Below are 18016 nucleotides of genomic sequence, written 5' to 3' on the forward strand. Positions count from 1 at the left end.
CAAGGAGGAAGCCTTGAAGGTCAAAAGCTACCTCATGGGCCAATGGTTAACGGGCGCAGGAGAAGGGGTGCCGGTGCAGGATGCCGCCACCCTCGAGGTGTTGGCCCACGTGACCTCGGAGGGCCTGCCCCTCAAGGAGGCGGTGGCCTGGGGGAGGGAGGTGGGGGGGAAGGCCCTCCTTGCCCTGGGTTTCCAGGAGCGGGGCCGAAGGCTTCGGGCCCTGGCTCAGTACCTTTCCGAGCGGAAGGAGGAGCTCTATCGGCTCTACGCCACCACCGGGGGAACCCGCCGGGATGCCTGGTACGATGTGGACGGGGGCATTGGGGCACTCTTCACCTATAGTTCCCTAGCCCGGACACTTCCCGAGGGAAACCTCCTCCCTGAGGAGGAAAGCCCTCCCTTAAGCAAGGACTTTTCCTTCCAGGGAAGGCATCTCCTGGGCCCCAAGGGCGGGATCACGGTTCAGATCAACGCCTTCAACTTCCCGGTCTGGGGCCTTTTGGAGAAGTTCGCCCCTGCCTTCCTGGCGGGGGTGCCCACCCTGGCCAAGCCGGCCACCCCCACCGCCCACGTGGCCGAGGGGCTGGTGCGCCTCATGGTGGAGTCCGGGCTTTTGCCAGAGGGAAGCCTCCAGTTCGTGGCGGGAAGCCTGGGGGATGCCCTGGAGGCCCTACACCACCGGGATAGCGTCTACTTCACGGGCTCCAAGGCCACGGCCGACCGCTTAAGACGCCACCCCGCCTTTTGGGAACGGGGCGTCCTCTTCAATGCGGAAACCGACTCCCTAAACGCCGCCATCCTGGGGGAAAAGGCAGGGGAAGAGGAGGTGGAGAGGCTGGCCCGGGAGATCGCCCAGGAGCTTTCCATCAAAACCGGGCAGCGGTGCACGGCCATCCGCCGGGTCCTGGCACCCCAAGGCCGCCTCGAGGCTCTCCTCGAGGCCACCCGCAGGCACCTGGAAGGCCTCCGGCTGGGCGATCCCCGGGAGGAGGGGGTGGACCTGGGCCCCCTGGCCTCTCTGGGGCAGAAGGAGGAGGTGGAAAGGGCCGTGGAAGCCCTCCTGGCCGCCGGGGCCAGGGTGTACTGGCAACACCCAGGCAGGCGGGATGGCGCCTTTTTTCCCCCTACCCTGCTCCTGGCGGAGGATCCCTGGGCGGAAACCCTCCACCAGGTGGAGCCCTTCGGTCCGGTGGCCACCTTCTTCCCCTACCGGGACCGGGAGGAAGCCCTGCGCCTGGCCCGGTTAGGAGGGGGGATGCTGGCGACCACCCTGGCCACCCCCGACCCCGAGGAGGCCCGCTTCCACCTCCTTGGGCTTTCCGGGGAGGTGGGCCGGCTCCACATCCTGAACCGCTTCAACGCCCATAGCTCCACGGGCCACGGCTCCCCCTTGCCCCGCCTCCTCCACGGGGGACCTGGACGGGCAGGGGGCGGGGAGGAGCTGGGAGGGCTTCTTGCCGTCAAGCGGCACCTGGCCCGCCTGGCCCTCCAAGCGGATCCCCACACCCTGCAAGCCCTCACCGGGGAGTACACCAGGGGAGCGGAAAAACCCGCCAGCCTCCACCCCTTCCGCAAGTACTACGAGGAACTGGAGGTTGGGGAAACCCTCTGGACCCATCGCCGCACGGTCACGGAGGCGGACATCGCCCTCTTCGCCCACCTTTCCTGGGACCATTTCTACGCCCACACCGACGAGATCGCCGCCCAAAAGAGCCTTTTCGGGAAGCGGGTGGCCCACGGATACTTCGTCCTCTCCGCCGCCGCCGGGCTCTTCGTGGACCCGGCCCCGGGTCCGGTCCTGGCCAACTACGGCCTCGAGGGCCTGCGCTTCACCGAACCTGTGGGCATCGGGGATACCGTGCAAGCCCGGCTCACGGTGAAGGCCAAGCGGCCCAGGGACGAAAAGTCCGGGGTGGTGGAGTGGGCGGTGGAGGTGGTGAACCAGGAGGGCAAAACCGTGGCCGCCTATACCGTCCTCACCCTGGTGGCGCGAAAGCCCACGGAGGCTTCCTCCTAGCCTGTGCTACCATGGGGGTATGGCCGAGCACGAACCGGCCTTCTGCCCTGTCTACGCCGCCTTGAACCTCCTCCAGGAGAAGTGGACCCTGCACATCATCAGGGCTCTCCTGGAAGGTCCCAAGGGGTTTAACGAGCTGTCCCGGGCCATTGGGGGGGTAAACCCCGCCACCCTTTCCCAACGCCTGGAGCACCTGGTGGACCTGGGCGTGGTGGAGAAGAAGGTGGAATCCTACATGCCCCCCCGCACCCGCTACAGCCTCACCGAGGCGGGTCGGGAACTGGAGGCGGTCATCGCCGCCATCGACCGCTGGGCCCGCAGGAACCTCAAGGCCCCCGTGGGCTAAGGTTTCGTGGCCGGGGCCGGTCTGGAGTATCCGTGGCCCAGGACCCCTTTAAAACCTATTCCGCTTCCCCGGCCAGGTACTGGAGGTAGTTGGGCAACCCCATCTGGTTCAAAAGTTCCCGCTGGGCCTCTAGCCAGTCCACGTGGCCTTCCTCGTCCTTGAGGATCTCCGCCACCATGTCCCGGGTGCCGTTATCCCCCAGGCTTTGGGCCAGGTTCATGGTTTCGTTGTAGCCCTTCACCGCCTGGAGTTCCCCCTCATAGTCCCGGAAAAGGATTTCCTCCACCGTTTTGCCGATCCGGATCTCCCCGATCCGGCTCACCTCCGGAAAACCCTCCAGAAAAAGGATGCGCTCGATGTGCCTCTCCGCATGGCGCATCTCGGTGATGGCGTGGGCCTTCAGGTGGCGGGCCAGGGCCTTAAAGCCCCAGTTCTCCGCCATCTCCGCATGGACCATGTACTGCAAAATGGCAGCCAACTCCTCAGAAAGCCGTTCTTGCAGGCTTTGGATCACGTCTGGATGGCCTTTCATAAAGAACCTCCAAGGGCATTATACCCCCACCGGAACTCGGTGAAGGTAGGGGCCTTCAGCCTCCAGGTGGTAGGCTGCCCCTCCTGCCTGAGGGAAGTCCTCGCGGAAGTGGGCTCCCCGGCTTTCCTCCCGGAAGAGGGCCATCCTGAGGAGGAGCCGGGCCAGGAAGGCGAGGTTCCCCGCTTCCAAGGCCGGGCGCAGCCCCAAAGACCCCTCTTGGAGGCCCGGGACTACCTCCTTTAGCGGGAGGGCTGTCATAAAGGCCAAAGCCTCCGCCAAGTCCTCGCACCGGCGCACCACCCCGGCTGCCTGGCCCATCCGTTGGCGTAATGTTTCCAGGTAAATGGGGTCCAGAAGATAGGCGGGAAGGGGCTCCGGTGCCTTGGGGGAGGTGAGATCCTGCAGAGCCGCTTCGGCTGCCCTTTGCCCCATAACCAAGCCTTCCAGGAGGCTATTGGAGGCCAGGCGGTTTGCCCCGTGGAAACCCGTGGAGGCCACCTCCCCGGCAGCATAAAGGCCGGGGATGCCCGTAAAGCCCTGGAGGTCAGTCTTTACGCCCCCCATGGCATAGTGGGCGGCTGGGGCCACGGGCACAGGCTCCTTCAAGGGGTCCAAGCCCAAGGCCCGGGCTGCGGCCACCACCGTGGGGAAGCGGGACTCCAGGTGGGGAATGGGCCTCAGGTCCAGGTAAACCCCGCCGGTCCTCGCCCTCTCCCGGTGCACCGCCCGGGCCACCACATCCCGGGGGGCCAGCTCCGCCAAGGGATCGTAGCGGGGCATAAACCGTTGCCCTTGGGCGTTGATCAAGATGGCCCCTTCTCCCCGGCACGCCTCGCTCACCAGGCTCCCATCGGGGAGGGCGGTGGGGTGAAACTGGACGAACTCCAGATCCCTGAGGGTGGCTCCCGCCAGATAGGCCAGGGCCATCCCGTCCCCCGTGGCCCCTTCAGGGTTGGTGGTCACCGGGAAAAGTCGCCCCAGGCCTCCCGTGGCCAAAAGGACTGCCCCGGCTCGCACCTCCTTAACCCCTTCCGGCCCCAAGGCCAAGGCCCCTGCCACCCTTTCCCCCTCCAGGAGAAGGCTTACCGCCATGTACCCCTCGAGGATCGGGCTTTTAAGCCGGGCAAGAAGCTCCCGGAGAAGAAAAAGGCCGCTTCGGTCCCCCCCCAGGTGCCGCACCCGGGCCCGGGAATGGCCTCCTTCCCGGGTGGGCTGGGGGTGGAAGGGAAGCCCCAGGGCAAGAAGCCTCTCCAAATGCCGGGGGGCTTCCTCCAGGATGGACCGGGCCACACGCTCCTCCACCAAACCCCGCCCGGCCCTAAGGGTGTCCTGAAGGTGGGCTTCCAGGTCGGCTTCATCCAAAGGGAAGGCTACCCCCCCTTGGGCCCAGGGGGTGGAACCCGAGGGCAAGGGGTCCTTGCTGAGAAGGAGGACCTTAGCTCCCCTTTCCTCCGCCGCCAAGGCGGCGTAGACCCCTGCCACCCCGGCTCCCAAGACGAGGAGGTCTACCCTCTCCATCAGCCCACCGCCACCATGGCCTCAAGGGCCCGCCGGGCCCTGCGGGCCACCTCCTCGGGGACCTGGACCACGTGGCGCATCTCCTTAAGGGACAGGTAAACCTTCTCCAGGGTGATCCGCTTCATGTACTCGCAGATGGCATCCGGCTTCACCGGGATGAAGGCCTTGCCCGGAGCCTCCTTGGCGAGGCGGTGGAGGATCCCCACCTCCGTGGCCACCACGAACTCCTTGGCCTCCGCCTTCCTGGCGTAGCGCACCATACCCTCGGTGGAGAGCATCTTGGCGTCAGGCTTGAGGAAAAGGCAACTACTGCCGCACCCGCACTCGGGATGGATCATGAACTCCGCCCCTGGGTGCTCCTCCAAAAGGGCCTTGATGTGCTCCTCGCGGATCCCCGCGTGCACGTGGCACTCCCCGGGGAAGAGGTCCAGCTTCCTCCCCGTCACCCGGGCCACGTGGGCCCCGAGGAACATGTCGGGCACGAAGAAGATGGGCCGGTCCTTGGGCAGGCGGGCCACCACCTCCGCCGCATTGGCGCTGGTGACGCACACGTCCGCCAAAGCCTTCACCTCGGCCTTGGTGTTCACGTAGGCCACCACGATGCCCTCGGGGTTGGCCTCCCTCCAAGCCAGGATGTCTTCGGGGCGGATGCTGTCCGCCAGGGAGCAGCCCGCCTCCAGGTCAGGAAGGAGGACGGTTTTCTCCGGGTTCAGGATGGCGGCGGTTTCCGCCATGAAGTGCACCCCGGCGAAGACGATGACCTTCGCCTTGGTTCTTTGGGCCTCCCGGGCTAGACCCAGGGAGTCCCCCACGAAGTCCGCCACCTCCTGCACCTCGGGGAGCTGGTAGGAGTGGGCTAGGATGACCGCCTGCCGCTCCGCCTTCAGACGGAGAACCTCTTGGATGAGAAGATCCCTTTCCATGCTTTGCGCTTCCGCTGGAAGAACACCCCTTCCGCTGGGCCAGGACCTTCAGGCGCCGGGCCTGCACCTCTTTGGGACCCCATTCCCCCCAAATGAACCGCAGGAAGCTGCGCCTGGGTCCGCACCATGCCCCTATGGTAGCACCCTATGGCCTCAGGGGTGCACCACCAGGAGGGAGAGGTCTAAAGCCTTGGCGGAATGGGTTAGGGCCCCCACGCTCACGTAGTCCACGCCTGCTTCGGCTGCGGCCCGGGCTCTTTCCAGGGTCATGTTGCCGCTAGCCTCCAAAAGTACCCGCCCCCCCACCCGGCGCACGGCCTCGCGGAGGTCCTCCATGGAGAAGTTATCCAGAAGAAGGAGGTCCGCCCCCGCTTCCAGGGCCTCCTCCAGCTCGGCCAGGCTCGTCACCTCCACCTCCACCTTCAGGTAGTGGGGAGCCCCGGCCTTGGCCCTTTTCACCGCCTCGGCCACGCCTCCCGCCGCCCGGATGTGGTTCTCCTTGATAAGGATCCCGTCGAAAAGGCCATGGCGGTGGTTCCTCCCCCCGCCCACCCGCACCGCGTACTTCTCCAGGGCCCTCAGGCCCGGGGTGGTCTTGCGGGTGTCCAGGACCTGGGCCTTGGTTCCTTTGAGGGCCTCCACGTAGGCCCGGGTGAGGGTGGCGATGCCGGATAGGCGTTGGAGGAGGTTGAGGGCAAGCCTTTCCCCAGCCAGGATGCCCCTTAAGGGCCCCTCGAGGCGGGCTACCTCTTGGCCGAGGCCCACCTTTTCTCCTTCTCCCACCAAAGCGGTGAAGGCAATGCGGGCATCCGCCAGGAAAAAAACCTCCTTGGCAACTGGCAATCCAGCGATAACGCCTTCCTCCTTGGCCAGGATGACGGCGCGGCTCCAAGGATCCTCCGGCACCGTGAGGAGGGTGGTGAGGTCCCCATGGCCGAGGTCCTCGAGGAGCCAGGCCTTTAGGGTTTCCGAAGGCACCATGGCCCCCATTGTAGACAAGGCAGGGTGCCTTTGGGGGCACCCTGTCAGGAACGTCTAAGTCATCTACGGGAGGGTAATGCTGCCAGTTCCGCTCTGTGTGTACTGGTTGGTGGCGTGGACTAAGGCAATATCGGTGATAGCGCTAAACGAAGCGGGGTTATTGCTATCCAGGCCCAAAACCGCCTGGGGAGAAAAGATGGCGCTCACGGAAACATAGACCGTGGTGGACGAGGCGAAGGGGATATAGGTAAGCTGGCTGGAAAGATCCGGTGCGGCATGTGGATGGAACTCCTCCCCGGCTCCCTCGAGGGCCAAACCCACCCCCGGTAGGGCCTGGGCTTCGTCCAAGAGGGCCTTTCCCCTTTCCGGAAGGCCCAGGAGGTAAAAAGCCCGGGCCTGGGAGGCAAAGGCCCCATGGACCTCCAGGGCGACTCGCTCCCGAGCGCTCCACACCCACTCCTCCAGTTCCTCTCCCAAGGGAAGCTCCACCCCCTCCAGGAAGGTTCCCCGGTAAAGCCGGCGGGCTTCCTCCAGGTGACCTTCCCTCAGAGCTTGGCGGAGGGCCTCGAGGTCCGTGGAAACCCGGGCCCGGAGGATCTCGTTCCCCTCTATAGCCCCCGTGGGCTTCAGCTGGTTCAAGGCCACGGAGAGACTATTCAAGGGGTCCTGGGCCCGGGGCCAGAAGAGCTGGGCCAGGTGTCGGCGGGCCTTGGGACCCTCCAAGGCTAAATAGGCAAGCAACAAAAGGGGTTTTAAACGGTGGAAGGTATGCCCCTCCAACTCCAGCCCTCCCAGCACCCGGAGCATGCCTCCATCTTAAGAGGCCTTTGCCCTTTCACCAAGGGAGTCCACGGGCCTGGTGCGCCGTGTGAGATGGCTACCTTTGCTCCCTTCCCCGACCAGCTAGGCTAAGGGCATGGCCAACCGCCTAAGGGGTTCTAGAAGCCCTTACCTCCTCCAGCACGCGGAAGACCCCGTGGACTGGTACCCCTTTGGAGAGGAAGCCTTTGCCACGGCTCTGCAGGAGGATAAACCCATCTTCCTCTCCGTGGGGTACAGTGCCTGTCACTGGTGCCACGTGATGCACCGGGAGTCCTTCCAAGACCCCGAGGTGGCGGGGATCCTCAACCGGCACTTCATCCCGGTGAAGGTGGATCGGGAGGAACGGCCCGATGTGGACGCCGCCTATATGCAGGCCCTCATCAGCCTCACCGGCCAGGGGGGCTGGCCCATGAGCCTCTTCCTCACCCCGGAGGGCAAACCCTTCTTCGGGGGAACGTATTTCCCCAAGGAAGACCGCGGAAGCCTTCCCTCTTTTAGACGGGTCCTCCAGGCGGTAGCCCGGGCCTGGCGGGAGGAACGGGAAGCCATCACCCAGGAGGCGGAGCGCCTTTCCCAGGCTCTTTGGCGAAGTCTGACTCCTCCTCCCGGACCTGTGCCCCAGGATGGGGAGGAAAAGGCTTTGTCGTTTCTTGCCCGCTCCTTTGACCCGGAGTGGGGTGGGCTTCTCCCCGCACCCAAGTTTCCCCAAGGGAATCTGCTCCTTTATCTCCTGGCCCTGGCCTGGCGGGGCGAGGAGGAGGCCCGCAGGATGCTCCATAAGACCCTAAGGGCTATGGCCCTGGGTGGGATCTACGACCAGGTGGGTGGAGGGTTCCACCGCTACGCCGTGGACCGCTTCTGGTATCTCCCCCACTTTGAAAAGATGCTATACGACAACGCCCTCTTGGCCCGCGTCTACCTGGGAGCTTACCGGGTTTTCGCCGACCCCCTTTTTCTCAGGGTGGCTTGGGAAACCCTGAACTGGCTTCTTTCCATGCAAAGCCCTGGCCAAGGAGGGTTCTACACGGCTTTGGATGCGGAGAGCGGGGGGGAGGAAGGACGCTATTACACCTGGACCCCGGACGAGCTACGGGCGGCTTTAGGGGAGGATTACCCCCTAGCCCACCGCTATTTTGCCCTGGGAAAGGCCTCGCCCCTGGAGGAAGGAGAATCTCCCGCGTACGTGCTTACCGCCTGGGGTGAGGAAGAGATAACGAAGGAGCTGGGGGAAGGCTTTGCAGTCTGGCGGGAGCGCCTCCGGGCTAGGCTCCTTGCCTCGAGGCGGCGCCGTATGCCTCCCAACTTGGACGACAAGGTCTTAGCCGACGGGTCTGCCTTGGCGGTGCGGGCTTTGGCCGAGGCGGGCAGGCTTTTAAGGGACGGCCGCTACTTGATGGCAGCCCGGCGAGGGGCCCACTTCTTGGTGGAAACCATGGGCAGGGACGGCCTTATACGCCACGTGTGGCGGGCCGGGGCCCTAGGGGAAGAGGCTTTCCTGCAAGACCAAAGCTTCACCGCCTTGGCCTTACTGGAGCTTTACACCGCCACCGGCGAGTGGCCTTATCTGGAGAGGGCAAGGTCCTTGGCGGAGGCAGCCTGGGAGGTCTTTCGAAAGGAAGGTCTTGAAGGACCAAGTACCCGTCCCGCCCTGAACTCCCTTCCCCTTCCCGCCAGGGAAGTGGAGGAAACCACCCTTCCCTCTGGTAAAAGCGCCCTGGCCGAGGCCTTCTGGCGCTTACAGGCCGCCTTTGGCGGGGACTACCGAAGGCGGGCCCAGTTGCTTTTGGAGGAAGGGGCTCTGTGGCTTGAGCGCCATCCCCACGCCCTCCCTGGCTTGCTCCTGGTTCACCGCCTGCTTAAGGAAGGAACGGAGCTTGCCCTCCCTACGCCCTCCCCGATTCTGGAGTCGGTACGGGAACTCTATCTACCCCTTACCCAGTTGGTGGTAGGGCCAGCGGATGCCCTTCCGGGCCTTCGCGGGAGGGAGCCCGGAAGGGCTTACCTGTGCCGGGAGGGAGCCTGCCGGCTGCCAGTTGAGGAGGCGAATAGTCTGGTGGAGGAAGTACGGGCGGTCTATGGTGGGTAATCCTCTTCGCTTGTGTGATTATTCACGATTAAAATAGCTTGTCCTTTTCCTCTCCTCAAAAGGATTGACTTTACCTCCCGGCTCCCCTACACTGTTACCGAACGGTCGGTAAGGAGGTCCCATGCCCGAAGCCTGGATTGTGGAAGCCCTCAGAACCCCCATCGGCAAGCACGGGGGAGCCCTGGCCAGTGTGCGCCCCGACGATCTCTTGGCCCTCGCCCTCTCCGCCCTCATAGAACGAAGCGGGGTCCCCAAGGAGGAGGTGGAGGATGTCTACGCCGGCTGCGCCAACCAAGCCGGAGAAGACAACCGCAACGTGGCCCGCATGGCCCTCCTCCTGGCGGGTTTCCCCGTGGAAGTGGCGGGGTGCACGGTCAACCGCCTTTGTGGATCCGGCCTGGAGGCTGTGGCCCAGGCGGTACGGGCCATCTGGGCAGGGGAAGGCCAGGTCTACATCGGGAGCGGGGTGGAGTCCATGTCCCGGGCTCCCTTTGTGGTGCCCAAGGCGGAAAGGCCCTTCCCCACCGGCAACCAGGTGATGTACGACACCACCCTGGGCTGGCGCCTGATTAACCCCAAAATGCAGGCCCTTTACGGCACGGAAAGCATGGGGGAAACCGCCGAGAACCTGGCGGAGATGTACAAGATTCCCCGGGAGGAGCAGGACCGCTTCGCCCTCCTCTCCCATCAAAAGGCCACCCGTGCCTGGGACGAGGGGCGCTTCGCCCAAGAAGTGATCCCGGTTTCCGTGAAGCGGGGGAAGGAGGAAGTCCGGGTGGAGGTGGATGAGGGGCCAAGGAGGGATACCTCCCTGGAAAAACTGGCCCAGCTCAGGCCCGTGTTCCGGGAAGGGGGCACCGTCACCGCAGGGAACTCCAGCCCCCTGAACGATGGGGCCGCCGCCGTCCTCCTGGTCTCCGATGCCTACGCCAAAACCCACGGCCTCACCCCCCTGGCCCGGGTGCGGAGCATCGCCGTGGCTGGGGTTCCCCCCAGGATCATGGGCATCGGGCCGGTGCCCGCCACCAAGAAGGCCTTGGAACGGGCAGGGCTTACCCTGAAGGACATCGGTCTGATCGAGCTCAACGAGGCCTTCGCTGCCCAGAGCCTGGCGGTGCTCAGGGAATGGGGCCTGGACATGGAGGACCCCCGCCTGAATCCCAACGGTGGGGCCATTGCCATCGGCCACCCCCTGGGAGCCTCCGGAGCCCGCATCCTCACCACCTTGCTCCACGAAATGCGGCGAAGGAAGGTCCAGTTCGGCCTGGCTACCATGTGCATCGGCGTGGGTCAGGGAATCGCCATGGTGGTGGAAGCGGTGTGAGGCTTCCCCTAGTCTTCCCAGGCGAAGACTGAAGACATGTGCTGCTTTTCACGATTGAATCTGCTCGTGAACGTCAGCTCCGCTCCCGGCCAAACCTGGCCAAGAATCCAAAAATCCCCAGGATGAACCCTGGCAGGCTTGGCGTAGCCCCCAAGGCTCCCCTTGTCCACCAAAAGCACCAGGGGGCGCCCGGAAGGCGGCACCTGGATACCTCCCAAGGGCGTAGCTTCGGAAAGCCCTTCCCCCCCGGGCACTTCCGGCCCCACGAGTTCCACGCCCATCCGGTCCGCCCGCACCACCCGGAAAGAGGCGGAAACCAGGGCCTTAAAGGCCTCCCAGGAAAACTGAGGCCCGGGAAGGAGACGGAGGCGAAAGGTTTCCGGCAAGGGCCTTTGCCGGAAGGCGAGTCCCGGCCGCACCGCCCTTTCCTCCCCTAGGCCCAAGATATCCCCCGCCACCAACGGACGGCCGATCCTGCCCCGGAGGTCTGGGGACACGGAGCCCATAAAGGAACGGCCCTCGAGGGCTCCCGCCACCGCCAAGTAAACCCTGACCCCCCGGCCCTTGGGCCGGAAGGAGAGGGTTTTGCCCCTAGGCCAGAAAAAGCTCCGGCCCGGTGGGATCTCTTCCCCCTCCAGGAGGGCGGTAAGCCCATACCCCGCCACCGCCGCCACCACATCCCTAAGAGCGGTAAGGACCGGGCCCCGGTAGGCCACCTCCAAAAGGGGTGCGCCAGGGGGATTCCCCACCAGGCGGTTGGCCAGGAAGGCGGAGTAGGGATCCAAGGGCCCGGAACGGGCCAAGCCCAGGTGGCCGGCCAGGAACCTTCCCCCATCCACCACCAGGTCCAGAAGACCCGGTTCCTCCACCCGCAGGGCAGGAATCCTGGGCTCCTGGGGAAGAAGGGCCAAGGGGCTGGGCTCCGGAGGAGGGGAGCCCCCGGCTTCCCGGAAGCGCACCCGGTCCCCGGGCCTAAGGAGAAAGGGTTCCTCCCGATGGGGATCGTAGACCGCCACCAAGGCGGTGCCCAAAAGATGCCACCCCCCAGGGGAGGGCAGGGGGTAGATGCCCGTCTGGGGCCCAGCCATGGCCACCGCATGGGCCGGCACCCTGGGCCTTGGGTGGGGGCGACGGGGCAGGCGCAAGGCCGGTTCCACCGGGGCCAAAAAGGGAAACCCGGGGGTAAACCCCAGGGCATAGACCCGGTAAAGGGGTGCTTGGTGCAGGCGCTTCACCTCCTCCAGGGGAAGCCCCGTGCGCCTGGCCACCTCCAAGAGATCTTCCCCATCGTAGCGCACGGGGATCTCCACCAGCCTGCTTTCCTCCCCGCTTTCGGCCAAGGTGGTGCCGAGGCAGGAAACAAGCCCAAGGAGCCGTTTGCGGGAAAGCCGCTTGGCATCGTACTCCAAGTACAGGGTGCCGTAGGCGGGAACCGCCTCCCAAAGGCCCTCAGGGGGAGCCTTTAGAAGCAGGCCGGCCAGGGCCTGGGCCAGGCGGTTGGCTTCCTCGGAAAGCCCCTCGCCAAAGGCCAGGTAAAACCCGTCCACCCCTTCACTCTAGCGAAGGCCGGGGCCCCAGGCCCCCCGAAAGCTCCAGGTCCGGCAGAAACACCAGGGTCACGAGGGAAAGACCAACAAAGAGGGCGCTAAGGAGAAAGATCCGCCGGAGAGCCTCCACGATGCCCTCCTGCAAGGCTTCCTTGAGCTTAAGCCGAACCGCCTCGAGGCGGGACACCACCTGGGCAGGCGCTTGGGATAGGGCCTGAGCCTCCGCCCTTTTCAAGGAAGCCTGCGCCTGGGCCACCACCCGGTCCTCCAGGGTTTTAAGCTGGGACAACACCCGGGCCCTAAGGGCTGGGGAGGGAGGTGCGGCAAGAAACCCCTCGAGGCTTTTTCCCCAGGGCAGCTGGAAAAGGGCCTCCCTGGCCGCCCCATCCCCGGACCAAATCCGCTCCAGCAAGGCGAGAGTCCCCTGGGCCACCCCGCCGGGGAGGAGAAAAACCTTAATCTCGGGCGGCAAGGTGGGATCCGCCCAAACCGCCTTCCGCGCCCCTTCGTCCCCTCGCAAGGCCTTGGCCACCAGGTCCTGGACCTCGGCGAACTGGGCGGGAATGCCCCCGGGCCTCAGGGACCGCTTGAAATCCCCGGGCAGGAAGGGATCCGCCATCAAGGCCTGGTAGGCTTCTTCCTCCCCCTTGAGGGCTCTTACCAGCAGGTCCTCGAGGCGGGCAAACTCCCGGTCCAGGTCCAGGGCCATCCCCTCCCCCGCACGGCTCAGGGCGGGGGTGGAGGTCCCCGAGGGAAAAGCACCCTGGAGGTGGTCCGTGAGGCTTTGAGCCAGGATGGTCCCCAGCAGGGCAATCCCCATGGTGGACCCGATCTGGCGCATGAACTGGACCATGCTGGTCCCACTCCCCATGCGTTCCTTGGGCAGGCCGCTTTGCGCCACGATGTTGAGGACGCTCTGGGCTGGACCCAAACCAAGGCCCAGCAGGAAGAATAAACCCACCACCTCCGCCAGAGGGGTTCCCACCGTGAGGGTGAAGTGGAGAACCAGGAAAAGGGCCAACAGAAACCCGGCGCTGGTGAGGAGGAGGGCCTTGTACCGCCCGAAACGGGCCAGGAGCTGTCCGCCGCCCAAACTTCCTACCACCACGCCCAGGGTCAAGGGCAGGACGGTGATCCCGCTTTGGCTGGCGGAAACCCCCTTCACCACCTGCAGGTATAGGGGCAGGAAGGCCACCGCCCCCAGAAAGGCCGGGCCGTAGAAGAAGGCCGCCACCGCCGAGAGGCTGAACACCCTTCCCTGGAAAACCGAGAGGTCAAAAAGCGGGTAGGGAAGCCGGGTCTCCGTCCAAATCCAAAGGAGAAGCCCCAGAAGAGCCCAGGTGAAAAGCCCCAGGATCGCTGGACTGCCCCAAGGGTAGGTGCTTCCTCCCCAGGAAAAGGCCAGCATTAGGGGCACCGTCCAGAGGACGAGGAGCATGGCTCCCAGGAAGTCGAAGGGTTCCCGCCCTTCAGGCCGAAGCCGGGGCATGTAGCGCAGGATGAACCCCAGGGCCACCGCCCCCACGGGCATGTTGATGTAAAAAACCCATCTCCAGGAAAGGTGGTCGGTGAGGAGGCCACCCAGCCAGGGTCCCACCGCGGAGGAAAGGCCGAAAATAGCCCCGAAAGCCCCCGCCAGCTTGCCCCGCTGGCGAGGGGGAAAGAGCACAGCGATGGTGGTGAGGGCCAGGGCGAAAAGGGCCCCACCCCCCACCCCCTGCAGCCCCCGGAAGAGGATAAGCTGGGTCATGTTCTGGGATAGCCCAGAAAGGGCCGAACCCAGAAGGAAAAGGCTTACCGCCCAAAGCAAAACCGCCTTGCGGGAGAAGAGCTCCGTGAGCCTACCAAAGATGGGAGCGGAAACCGTGGAGGTGAGGAGGTAGCTGGTGGTGACCCAGGCGTAGTACTCGGCTCCCCTAAGCTCTCCCACAATGCGGGGCATGGCGGTGGACACGATGGTCTGGTCCAGGGCCGCCAGCAAAACCCCCAGCAGGACCCCGATCATGGTGAAGCGAACCTCTTGCGGTGTGGGATTCATGCTTCCTCCAGCTTGCCCAGCAACTCCAACAAGTGGGCTATTTCTTCCGGCTTAAGCCGGGCGAGGCGCCGCCTGAGCGCCGCCTCCATAAGCCCCTCTGCTTGCCGCAAGGCGCTCCTTCCCTTTTCCGTGAGGCGAAAGCTGAAGCGGCGAAGGTCCTTGTTGTCCAAGGAGCGCTCCAAAAAGTTCTTTTCCTCAAGCCTCCTTAGCATGTGGCTTACGGTGGGCGGGGGCAGGCCCATGCGCCGGGCGGCGTCCGAGGGGTACGGATGAGTATCCACCACCCGGAGCAACCAGGCCTCGAGGCCGGAAAGCCCTAGGGCCTCGAGGTCCGCCTCCATCTCCTCGCGCAAGGCCCGTTGCAAACGCCAAATTCGGCCCATCACCTCCCATACCATAAGGTCATATTATTTCATCACAAACTATTTGAGTGTGGACCACCTCACCTTGACGCACCCCATGCCCGGGGTTAGCCTGGGGTTGGAGGAAGCCATGAGGGTGCGCTTTTACAGCCAAGGCGAAGATCACTATAAGCTTGACCCGGATCTGAAAGCGATATTAGCCACATTTACCCCCGGCCTCCCGCAGGAGGAGCTCTCCGCCTTCGGAAGGCTGGTGGGAGAGGAGGTTTTGGAGGTGGCCCACCACGTGGACCAGGATGCCCCACCCCGCCTGCAGATGCATGACCTGGATGGAAATCGCATAGATCGGGCCCTCCTCTCCCCTGCGCAAAAGGCTCTTTTGGAAAAGCTTCGCCCCATAATCCGCCCCGCCTATGAGGGCCGGGGCTGGCCCCTCCACTACGCTTTTGGGTACCTCCTGGCGGATGGAGGGCTTTACTGCATCCTCACCATCACCCACCAGGTGGCCTACGCCCTCCACAAGTACGCCCCCGAGCACGAAGGGGTGAAGCGGGATCTCCTTTACGGCCCGGCCTTCGGCGCCACCTGGATGACGGAAATCCAGGGAGGAAGCGACCTGGGAGCCAACCGCACCGTGGCCCGGCGGGAGGGAAACGCCTACCGCCTGTACCAGGGGGACAAGTACTTCGCCTCGGGGGCGGGCCTGGCCGATTACGCCATCGTCACCGCCAGGCCGGAGGGAGCCCCAGCCGGACCCAAGGGCCTTGGCCTCTTCCTCCTGCCCCGGGAGGTGGAGGGGAGGCTGAACTTTACCGTGCGCCGGTTTAAGGAGAAACTGGCCACCCGAGCGGTGCCCTCAGGGGAGGTGGAGCTCGAGGGAAGCCTGGCCTACCCCATCGGCAGGCTGGAGGAGGGCATTTACTACACCCTGGAAAACCTCACGGTGAGCCGGCTGGCCAATGCGGCCGCCGCCATGGGCATCGCTAAGAAAGCCCACCTCGAGGCCCTCTTCCGGGTGAGGAGACGGACTGCCTTCGGGAAAACCCTCCTCCAGCACGACCTCATTCAGCACGACCTCCTGGAGATGCGCCTGAGGCAGGTGGGAGGCACCGCCCTGGCCTTTCTGGCCATCCAGGCCTTTGACCAAGCCTGGGAGGAGCGGCCCCCCTACAGCGAGGGCTACCACCTGGCCCGCCTCCTCTCCCACCTGGCCAAGGGGCGCACCGCCGAACACGCCAGCGCCATCACCGCCTTGGCCATGGAGCTCTTCGGGGGCCTGGGCTTCCTGGAGGAATACGGGGTGGCCCGCTGGCACCGGGAAGCCCTCATCACCCCCATCTGGGAGGGCCCCGCCAACATCCAGGCCCTGGACATGCTGGAGGCCATCCTCAAGAAGCGCGCCCATGAGCCCCTCTTGGCCATGCTGGGGGAAAGCCCAAGGGCCCAGGCTGAAGCGCACCAGGTTCTCAAGAAACTGCAAGAGGAAGGGCCTTGGTACGCCAAGGAAGCCCTTAGGGCTTTGGCGGACCTGGTGACGGCCTACGCCTTGGAGAAGGTGGCCGCCGAACCCTTCCCCGAGCTTGCAGAGCTCTACGCCCGCCGCTTCCTTAAAGGGGAAACCCTTCCCCCCTCCGCCCAAAGGCCTGAGCTTTACGACCCATGGTCCAGCCTCTCGTAAAGGGGCCCCAGGTCCTCAGGGCGGAAGCGGGCGGTGTAGCCCTTGGGCGGAAGGGGCTCCTCGTAGAAGAAGCCTGGGAGGCGGTCATCCTGGTGGGTGAAGCCCGCCAGGTGGTTGAAGCGGTGTTCCAACCGCAAAACCCCTTCCCCAAGCTCGCGCCAGAAAGCAGGGGACAGGTTCGTGCCCAGGGCGGCGTTTAAGCTTTTCACCACGAACTCCACCTGCTTGTGGGTGACGCTCCCCCCGAAGACGCAAAGGCCCAGAGCGTCGTTGGCGGCGGCGTTCACCTGGGCCTGGTAACTGGCCTCGAGGATCTCCTCCACGGGCATGGCCCGGGTTTCCAGGCGCGGGGCATTCCCCGCGGTGTGGTCCGCCCCCTGGGCGGTGACCATCATGGTGATCCCCGTAGCCTCCACCACCCTGGGATCGTAGGCGCTGATGGCCTGGCGCTTGATGACGGGAACCCGCTTAAGCCCAAGCGCCTCCCCCACCCGGGCGGTGCCTTGGGCCAGGAAGCGGGCCTCCTCACTCGGGGTGTAGAGGGCTTTGAGCCTGGCCTCCATAAAGGCATAGTCCCCCCAGTCCGCCTCTCCCTTTTCCATGAAAAGGGCCAAGGTGGCCCCGGTTTCGATGGTGTCCACCCCCAGGTCGTTGGCCAGGCGATTGAGGCGGGCGAGCTGGTCCGGGTCGGCGAGACCACAGTTGGTGCCCAAGAGGCCGATGGTCTCGTACTCCAGGGGAGAAACCACCTCCTCCCCTTTTTCGTCCACGATGACGTTGGAGCACTGGATCACGCACCCCGGCATGCAGGCGTGGGTGTGTTTCCCTCCCCGGGCCTTGTTGAGGGGAGCGATGTACTGGCCACCCATGCGAAACTCCTCCGGGGAGGCGAGCTGGCCCTGGCGAAAGTTCCTCACCGGCAGGCCCCCAAAGGCATTCTGGAAGTCCGCCATTCCCATGGTGCCGATAGCGTTGTAGAACTGCATCACCAAGGGGTCCTGGCGCAAAAGCTCCGCATAGCGGCGGATGGCCCCGGTGACCTTGGGCTTGTCCCAGACCTCCACCTTCCCCGGCACCTCCACCACGATGGCCTTGACCCGCTTAGCCCCCATCACCGCCCCCACGCCCCCCCGGGCGGCCAGGCGGGAGGGGCGGCCATCCGTGTCGGAGAAGGCGATGCCGGAAAGGAGGCCCAGATACTCCCCCACCGGCCCCAAAAGGGCGAAAGCGATCCTCCTGCCATAGGCAGCAAAGAGCTTGGCCGCCGCCTGAAAGTTGCCGAGACCGAGGAGGTCCTCCGCCGGGTCAAAGAAGACCTGGTCCTCCCGGGTGATGCGGAGGACCACCCAGTCGGGGCTCGCCCCCTCGAGGACCAGGTGGGAAAGCTTCATCTGGCCTAGGGCGTAGCCAAAGGTGCCGCCCCCGTTGGCCTCCTTGATGCCCAGGGTCAGGGGACTTCGCGTGCCCACGCTGGTGCGGTTGGCGTTGGAAAAGCCCGTTCCCGCCAGGGGACCTATGGCGAACACCAGGGGGTTCTCCGGGGAAAGGGGATCCATGCGGTAGGCCTCCCGCTCCAGAAGAAGCCGGCCCGTGCGGTAGCGGCCGCCATAGGCCACCTCCTCGGGGGAGGCCGTCTGCCAGTAAACCCGTTTATCCGTAAGGTCAACCCTCAAAGACCGCCACACCATCCACCTCCACGCGTACCACCCGGGCCTCCTCCGGGTGGGTCAAAGGATTCTCCGAGAACACCACAAGATCCGCTGGCTGTCCGGACCAAAGGCGCAGGGCCTCGAGGCCACTGGCTTCCGGAGGGGTGTGGTAGAACAGGGAGCACAACATCGC

Annotated in this window: 15 protein-coding genes; 5 read left to right on the plus strand and 10 right to left on the minus strand. The window is 65.1% G+C overall.

What is annotated here, in order from left to right; genetic code table 11:
* Positions 1-13: 13 nt before the first annotated feature.
* Together paaZ and EBI04_RS03060 are read left to right on the plus strand one after the other, a co-directional pair.
* On the plus strand, positions 14-2017 hold the full coding sequence (gene paaZ, locus EBI04_RS03055; RefSeq protein WP_135255988.1) for a phenylacetic acid degradation bifunctional protein PaaZ: 2004 nt from the start codon (positions 14-16) through the stop codon (positions 2015-2017).
* A gap of 19 nt (positions 2018-2036) precedes the next feature.
* Positions 2037-2363, plus strand: a complete 327-nt coding sequence (locus EBI04_RS03060; RefSeq protein WP_038069284.1) for a winged helix-turn-helix transcriptional regulator — start codon at positions 2037-2039, stop codon at positions 2361-2363.
* Between the two features lie 55 nt (positions 2364-2418).
* Here the strand turns inward: EBI04_RS03060 and bfr are convergent, their stop codons facing one another.
* The 5 genes from bfr to EBI04_RS03085 form a co-directional block, all read right to left on the minus strand.
* Complete coding sequence (gene bfr / locus EBI04_RS03065; protein ID WP_019550930.1) at positions 2419-2895, minus strand: bacterioferritin; 477 nt, start codon at positions 2893-2895, stop codon at positions 2419-2421.
* A gap of 18 nt (positions 2896-2913) precedes the next feature.
* Positions 2914-4413, minus strand: coding sequence for an L-aspartate oxidase (gene nadB / locus EBI04_RS03070; protein ID WP_135255989.1), 1500 nt, complete (start codon positions 4411-4413; stop codon positions 2914-2916).
* Complete coding sequence (gene nadA, locus EBI04_RS03075) at positions 4413-5336, minus strand: quinolinate synthase NadA (RefSeq protein ID WP_135255990.1); 924 nt, start codon at positions 5334-5336, stop codon at positions 4413-4415. The genes nadB and nadA overlap by 1 nt, the downstream gene beginning before the upstream one ends.
* 153 nt (positions 5337-5489) lie before the next feature.
* Positions 5490-6317 (minus strand): carboxylating nicotinate-nucleotide diphosphorylase, encoded by an 828-nt coding sequence (gene nadC, locus EBI04_RS03080; RefSeq protein WP_206202061.1) that lies wholly within the window; start codon positions 6315-6317, stop codon positions 5490-5492.
* A 63-nt stretch (positions 6318-6380) separates the two neighbouring features.
* Positions 6381-7124: an AfsR/SARP family transcriptional regulator gene (locus EBI04_RS03085; RefSeq protein WP_206202062.1), complete on the minus strand. Its 744-nt coding sequence runs from the start codon at positions 7122-7124 to the stop codon at positions 6381-6383.
* A gap of 109 nt (positions 7125-7233) precedes the next feature.
* Here EBI04_RS03085 and EBI04_RS03090 point away from each other — a divergent pair, with 109 nt between their 5' ends.
* Together EBI04_RS03090 and EBI04_RS03100 are read left to right on the plus strand one after the other, a co-directional pair.
* Positions 7234-9225 (plus strand): thioredoxin domain-containing protein, encoded by a 1992-nt coding sequence (locus tag EBI04_RS03090; RefSeq protein WP_135255992.1) that lies wholly within the window; start codon positions 7234-7236, stop codon positions 9223-9225.
* Positions 9226-9346: 121 nt separating this feature from the next.
* A complete protein-coding gene (locus tag EBI04_RS03100) occupies positions 9347-10549 on the plus strand; it encodes a thiolase family protein (RefSeq protein ID WP_135255993.1) in 1203 nt (400 codons plus the stop codon).
* 8 nt (positions 10550-10557) lie between these two features.
* Here the strand turns inward: EBI04_RS03100 and pxpB are convergent, their stop codons facing one another.
* The 3 genes from pxpB to EBI04_RS03115 are packed head-to-tail and all read right to left on the minus strand — an operon-like array spanning position 10558 to position 14532.
* Positions 10558-12096: a 5-oxoprolinase subunit PxpB gene (pxpB, locus tag EBI04_RS03105; protein WP_135255994.1), complete on the minus strand. Its 1539-nt coding sequence runs from the start codon at positions 12094-12096 to the stop codon at positions 10558-10560.
* Positions 12097-12100: 4 nt separating this feature from the next.
* Positions 12101-14134, minus strand: a complete 2034-nt coding sequence (locus EBI04_RS03110) for an MDR family MFS transporter (protein ID WP_135255995.1) — start codon at positions 14132-14134, stop codon at positions 12101-12103.
* Positions 14131-14532: a MarR family winged helix-turn-helix transcriptional regulator gene (locus EBI04_RS03115; protein WP_135255996.1), complete on the minus strand. Its 402-nt coding sequence runs from the start codon at positions 14530-14532 to the stop codon at positions 14131-14133. Before EBI04_RS03115 ends, EBI04_RS03110 begins: the two co-directional genes overlap by 4 nt.
* Before the next feature lie 94 nt (positions 14533-14626).
* Between EBI04_RS03115 and EBI04_RS03120 the strand changes: the two genes are divergently transcribed.
* On the plus strand, positions 14627-16174 hold the full coding sequence (locus tag EBI04_RS03120) for an acyl-CoA dehydrogenase family protein (protein ID WP_135255997.1): 1548 nt from the start codon (positions 14627-14629) through the stop codon (positions 16172-16174).
* Here EBI04_RS03120 and EBI04_RS03125 read toward each other — a convergent pair.
* Positions 16147-17859 carry an aldehyde ferredoxin oxidoreductase C-terminal domain-containing protein gene (locus EBI04_RS03125; RefSeq protein WP_135257852.1) on the minus strand — a complete coding sequence of 571 codons (1713 nt, stop codon included), beginning with the start codon at positions 17857-17859 and terminating at the stop codon, positions 16147-16149. The genes EBI04_RS03120 and EBI04_RS03125 overlap by 28 nt on opposite strands.
* Positions 17837-18013, minus strand: a complete 177-nt coding sequence (locus EBI04_RS03130) for a hypothetical protein (RefSeq protein WP_240695362.1) — start codon at positions 18011-18013, stop codon at positions 17837-17839. The genes EBI04_RS03125 and EBI04_RS03130 overlap by 23 nt, the downstream gene beginning before the upstream one ends.
* Positions 18014-18016: the final 3 nt, after the last annotated feature.

This window comes from Thermus caldilimi, assembly GCF_004684245.1.
GTDB classification, from domain to species: Bacteria; Deinococcota; Deinococci; order Deinococcales; family Thermaceae; genus Thermus; species Thermus caldilimi.

Coding starts and splice junctions, on each gene's coding strand:
- nadA (WP_135255990.1), bottom strand. CDS start 5,336: ATGGAAAGGGATCTTCTCATCCAAGAGGTTCTCCGTCTGAAGGCGGAG.
- EBI04_RS03120 (WP_135255997.1), top strand. CDS start 14,627: ATGAGGGTGCGCTTTTACAGCCAAGGCGAAGATCACTATAAGCTTGAC.
- EBI04_RS03085 (WP_206202062.1), bottom strand. CDS start 7,124: ATGCTCCGGGTGCTGGGAGGGCTGGAGTTGGAGGGGCATACCTTCCAC.
- bfr (WP_019550930.1), bottom strand. CDS start 2,895: ATGAAAGGCCATCCAGACGTGATCCAAAGCCTGCAAGAACGGCTTTCT.
- nadC (WP_206202061.1), bottom strand. CDS start 6,317: ATGGTGCCTTCGGAAACCCTAAAGGCCTGGCTCCTCGAGGACCTCGGC.
- EBI04_RS03130 (WP_240695362.1), bottom strand. CDS start 18,013: ATGTTGTGCTCCCTGTTCTACCACACCCCTCCGGAAGCCAGTGGCCTC.
- EBI04_RS03060 (WP_038069284.1), top strand. CDS start 2,037: ATGGCCGAGCACGAACCGGCCTTCTGCCCTGTCTACGCCGCCTTGAAC.
- EBI04_RS03090 (WP_135255992.1), top strand. CDS start 7,234: ATGGCCAACCGCCTAAGGGGTTCTAGAAGCCCTTACCTCCTCCAGCAC.
- EBI04_RS03110 (WP_135255995.1), bottom strand. CDS start 14,134: ATGAATCCCACACCGCAAGAGGTTCGCTTCACCATGATCGGGGTCCTG.
- EBI04_RS03115 (WP_135255996.1), bottom strand. CDS start 14,532: ATGGTATGGGAGGTGATGGGCCGAATTTGGCGTTTGCAACGGGCCTTG.
- EBI04_RS03100 (WP_135255993.1), top strand. CDS start 9,347: ATGCCCGAAGCCTGGATTGTGGAAGCCCTCAGAACCCCCATCGGCAAG.
- nadB (WP_135255989.1), bottom strand. CDS start 4,413: ATGGAGAGGGTAGACCTCCTCGTCTTGGGAGCCGGGGTGGCAGGGGTC.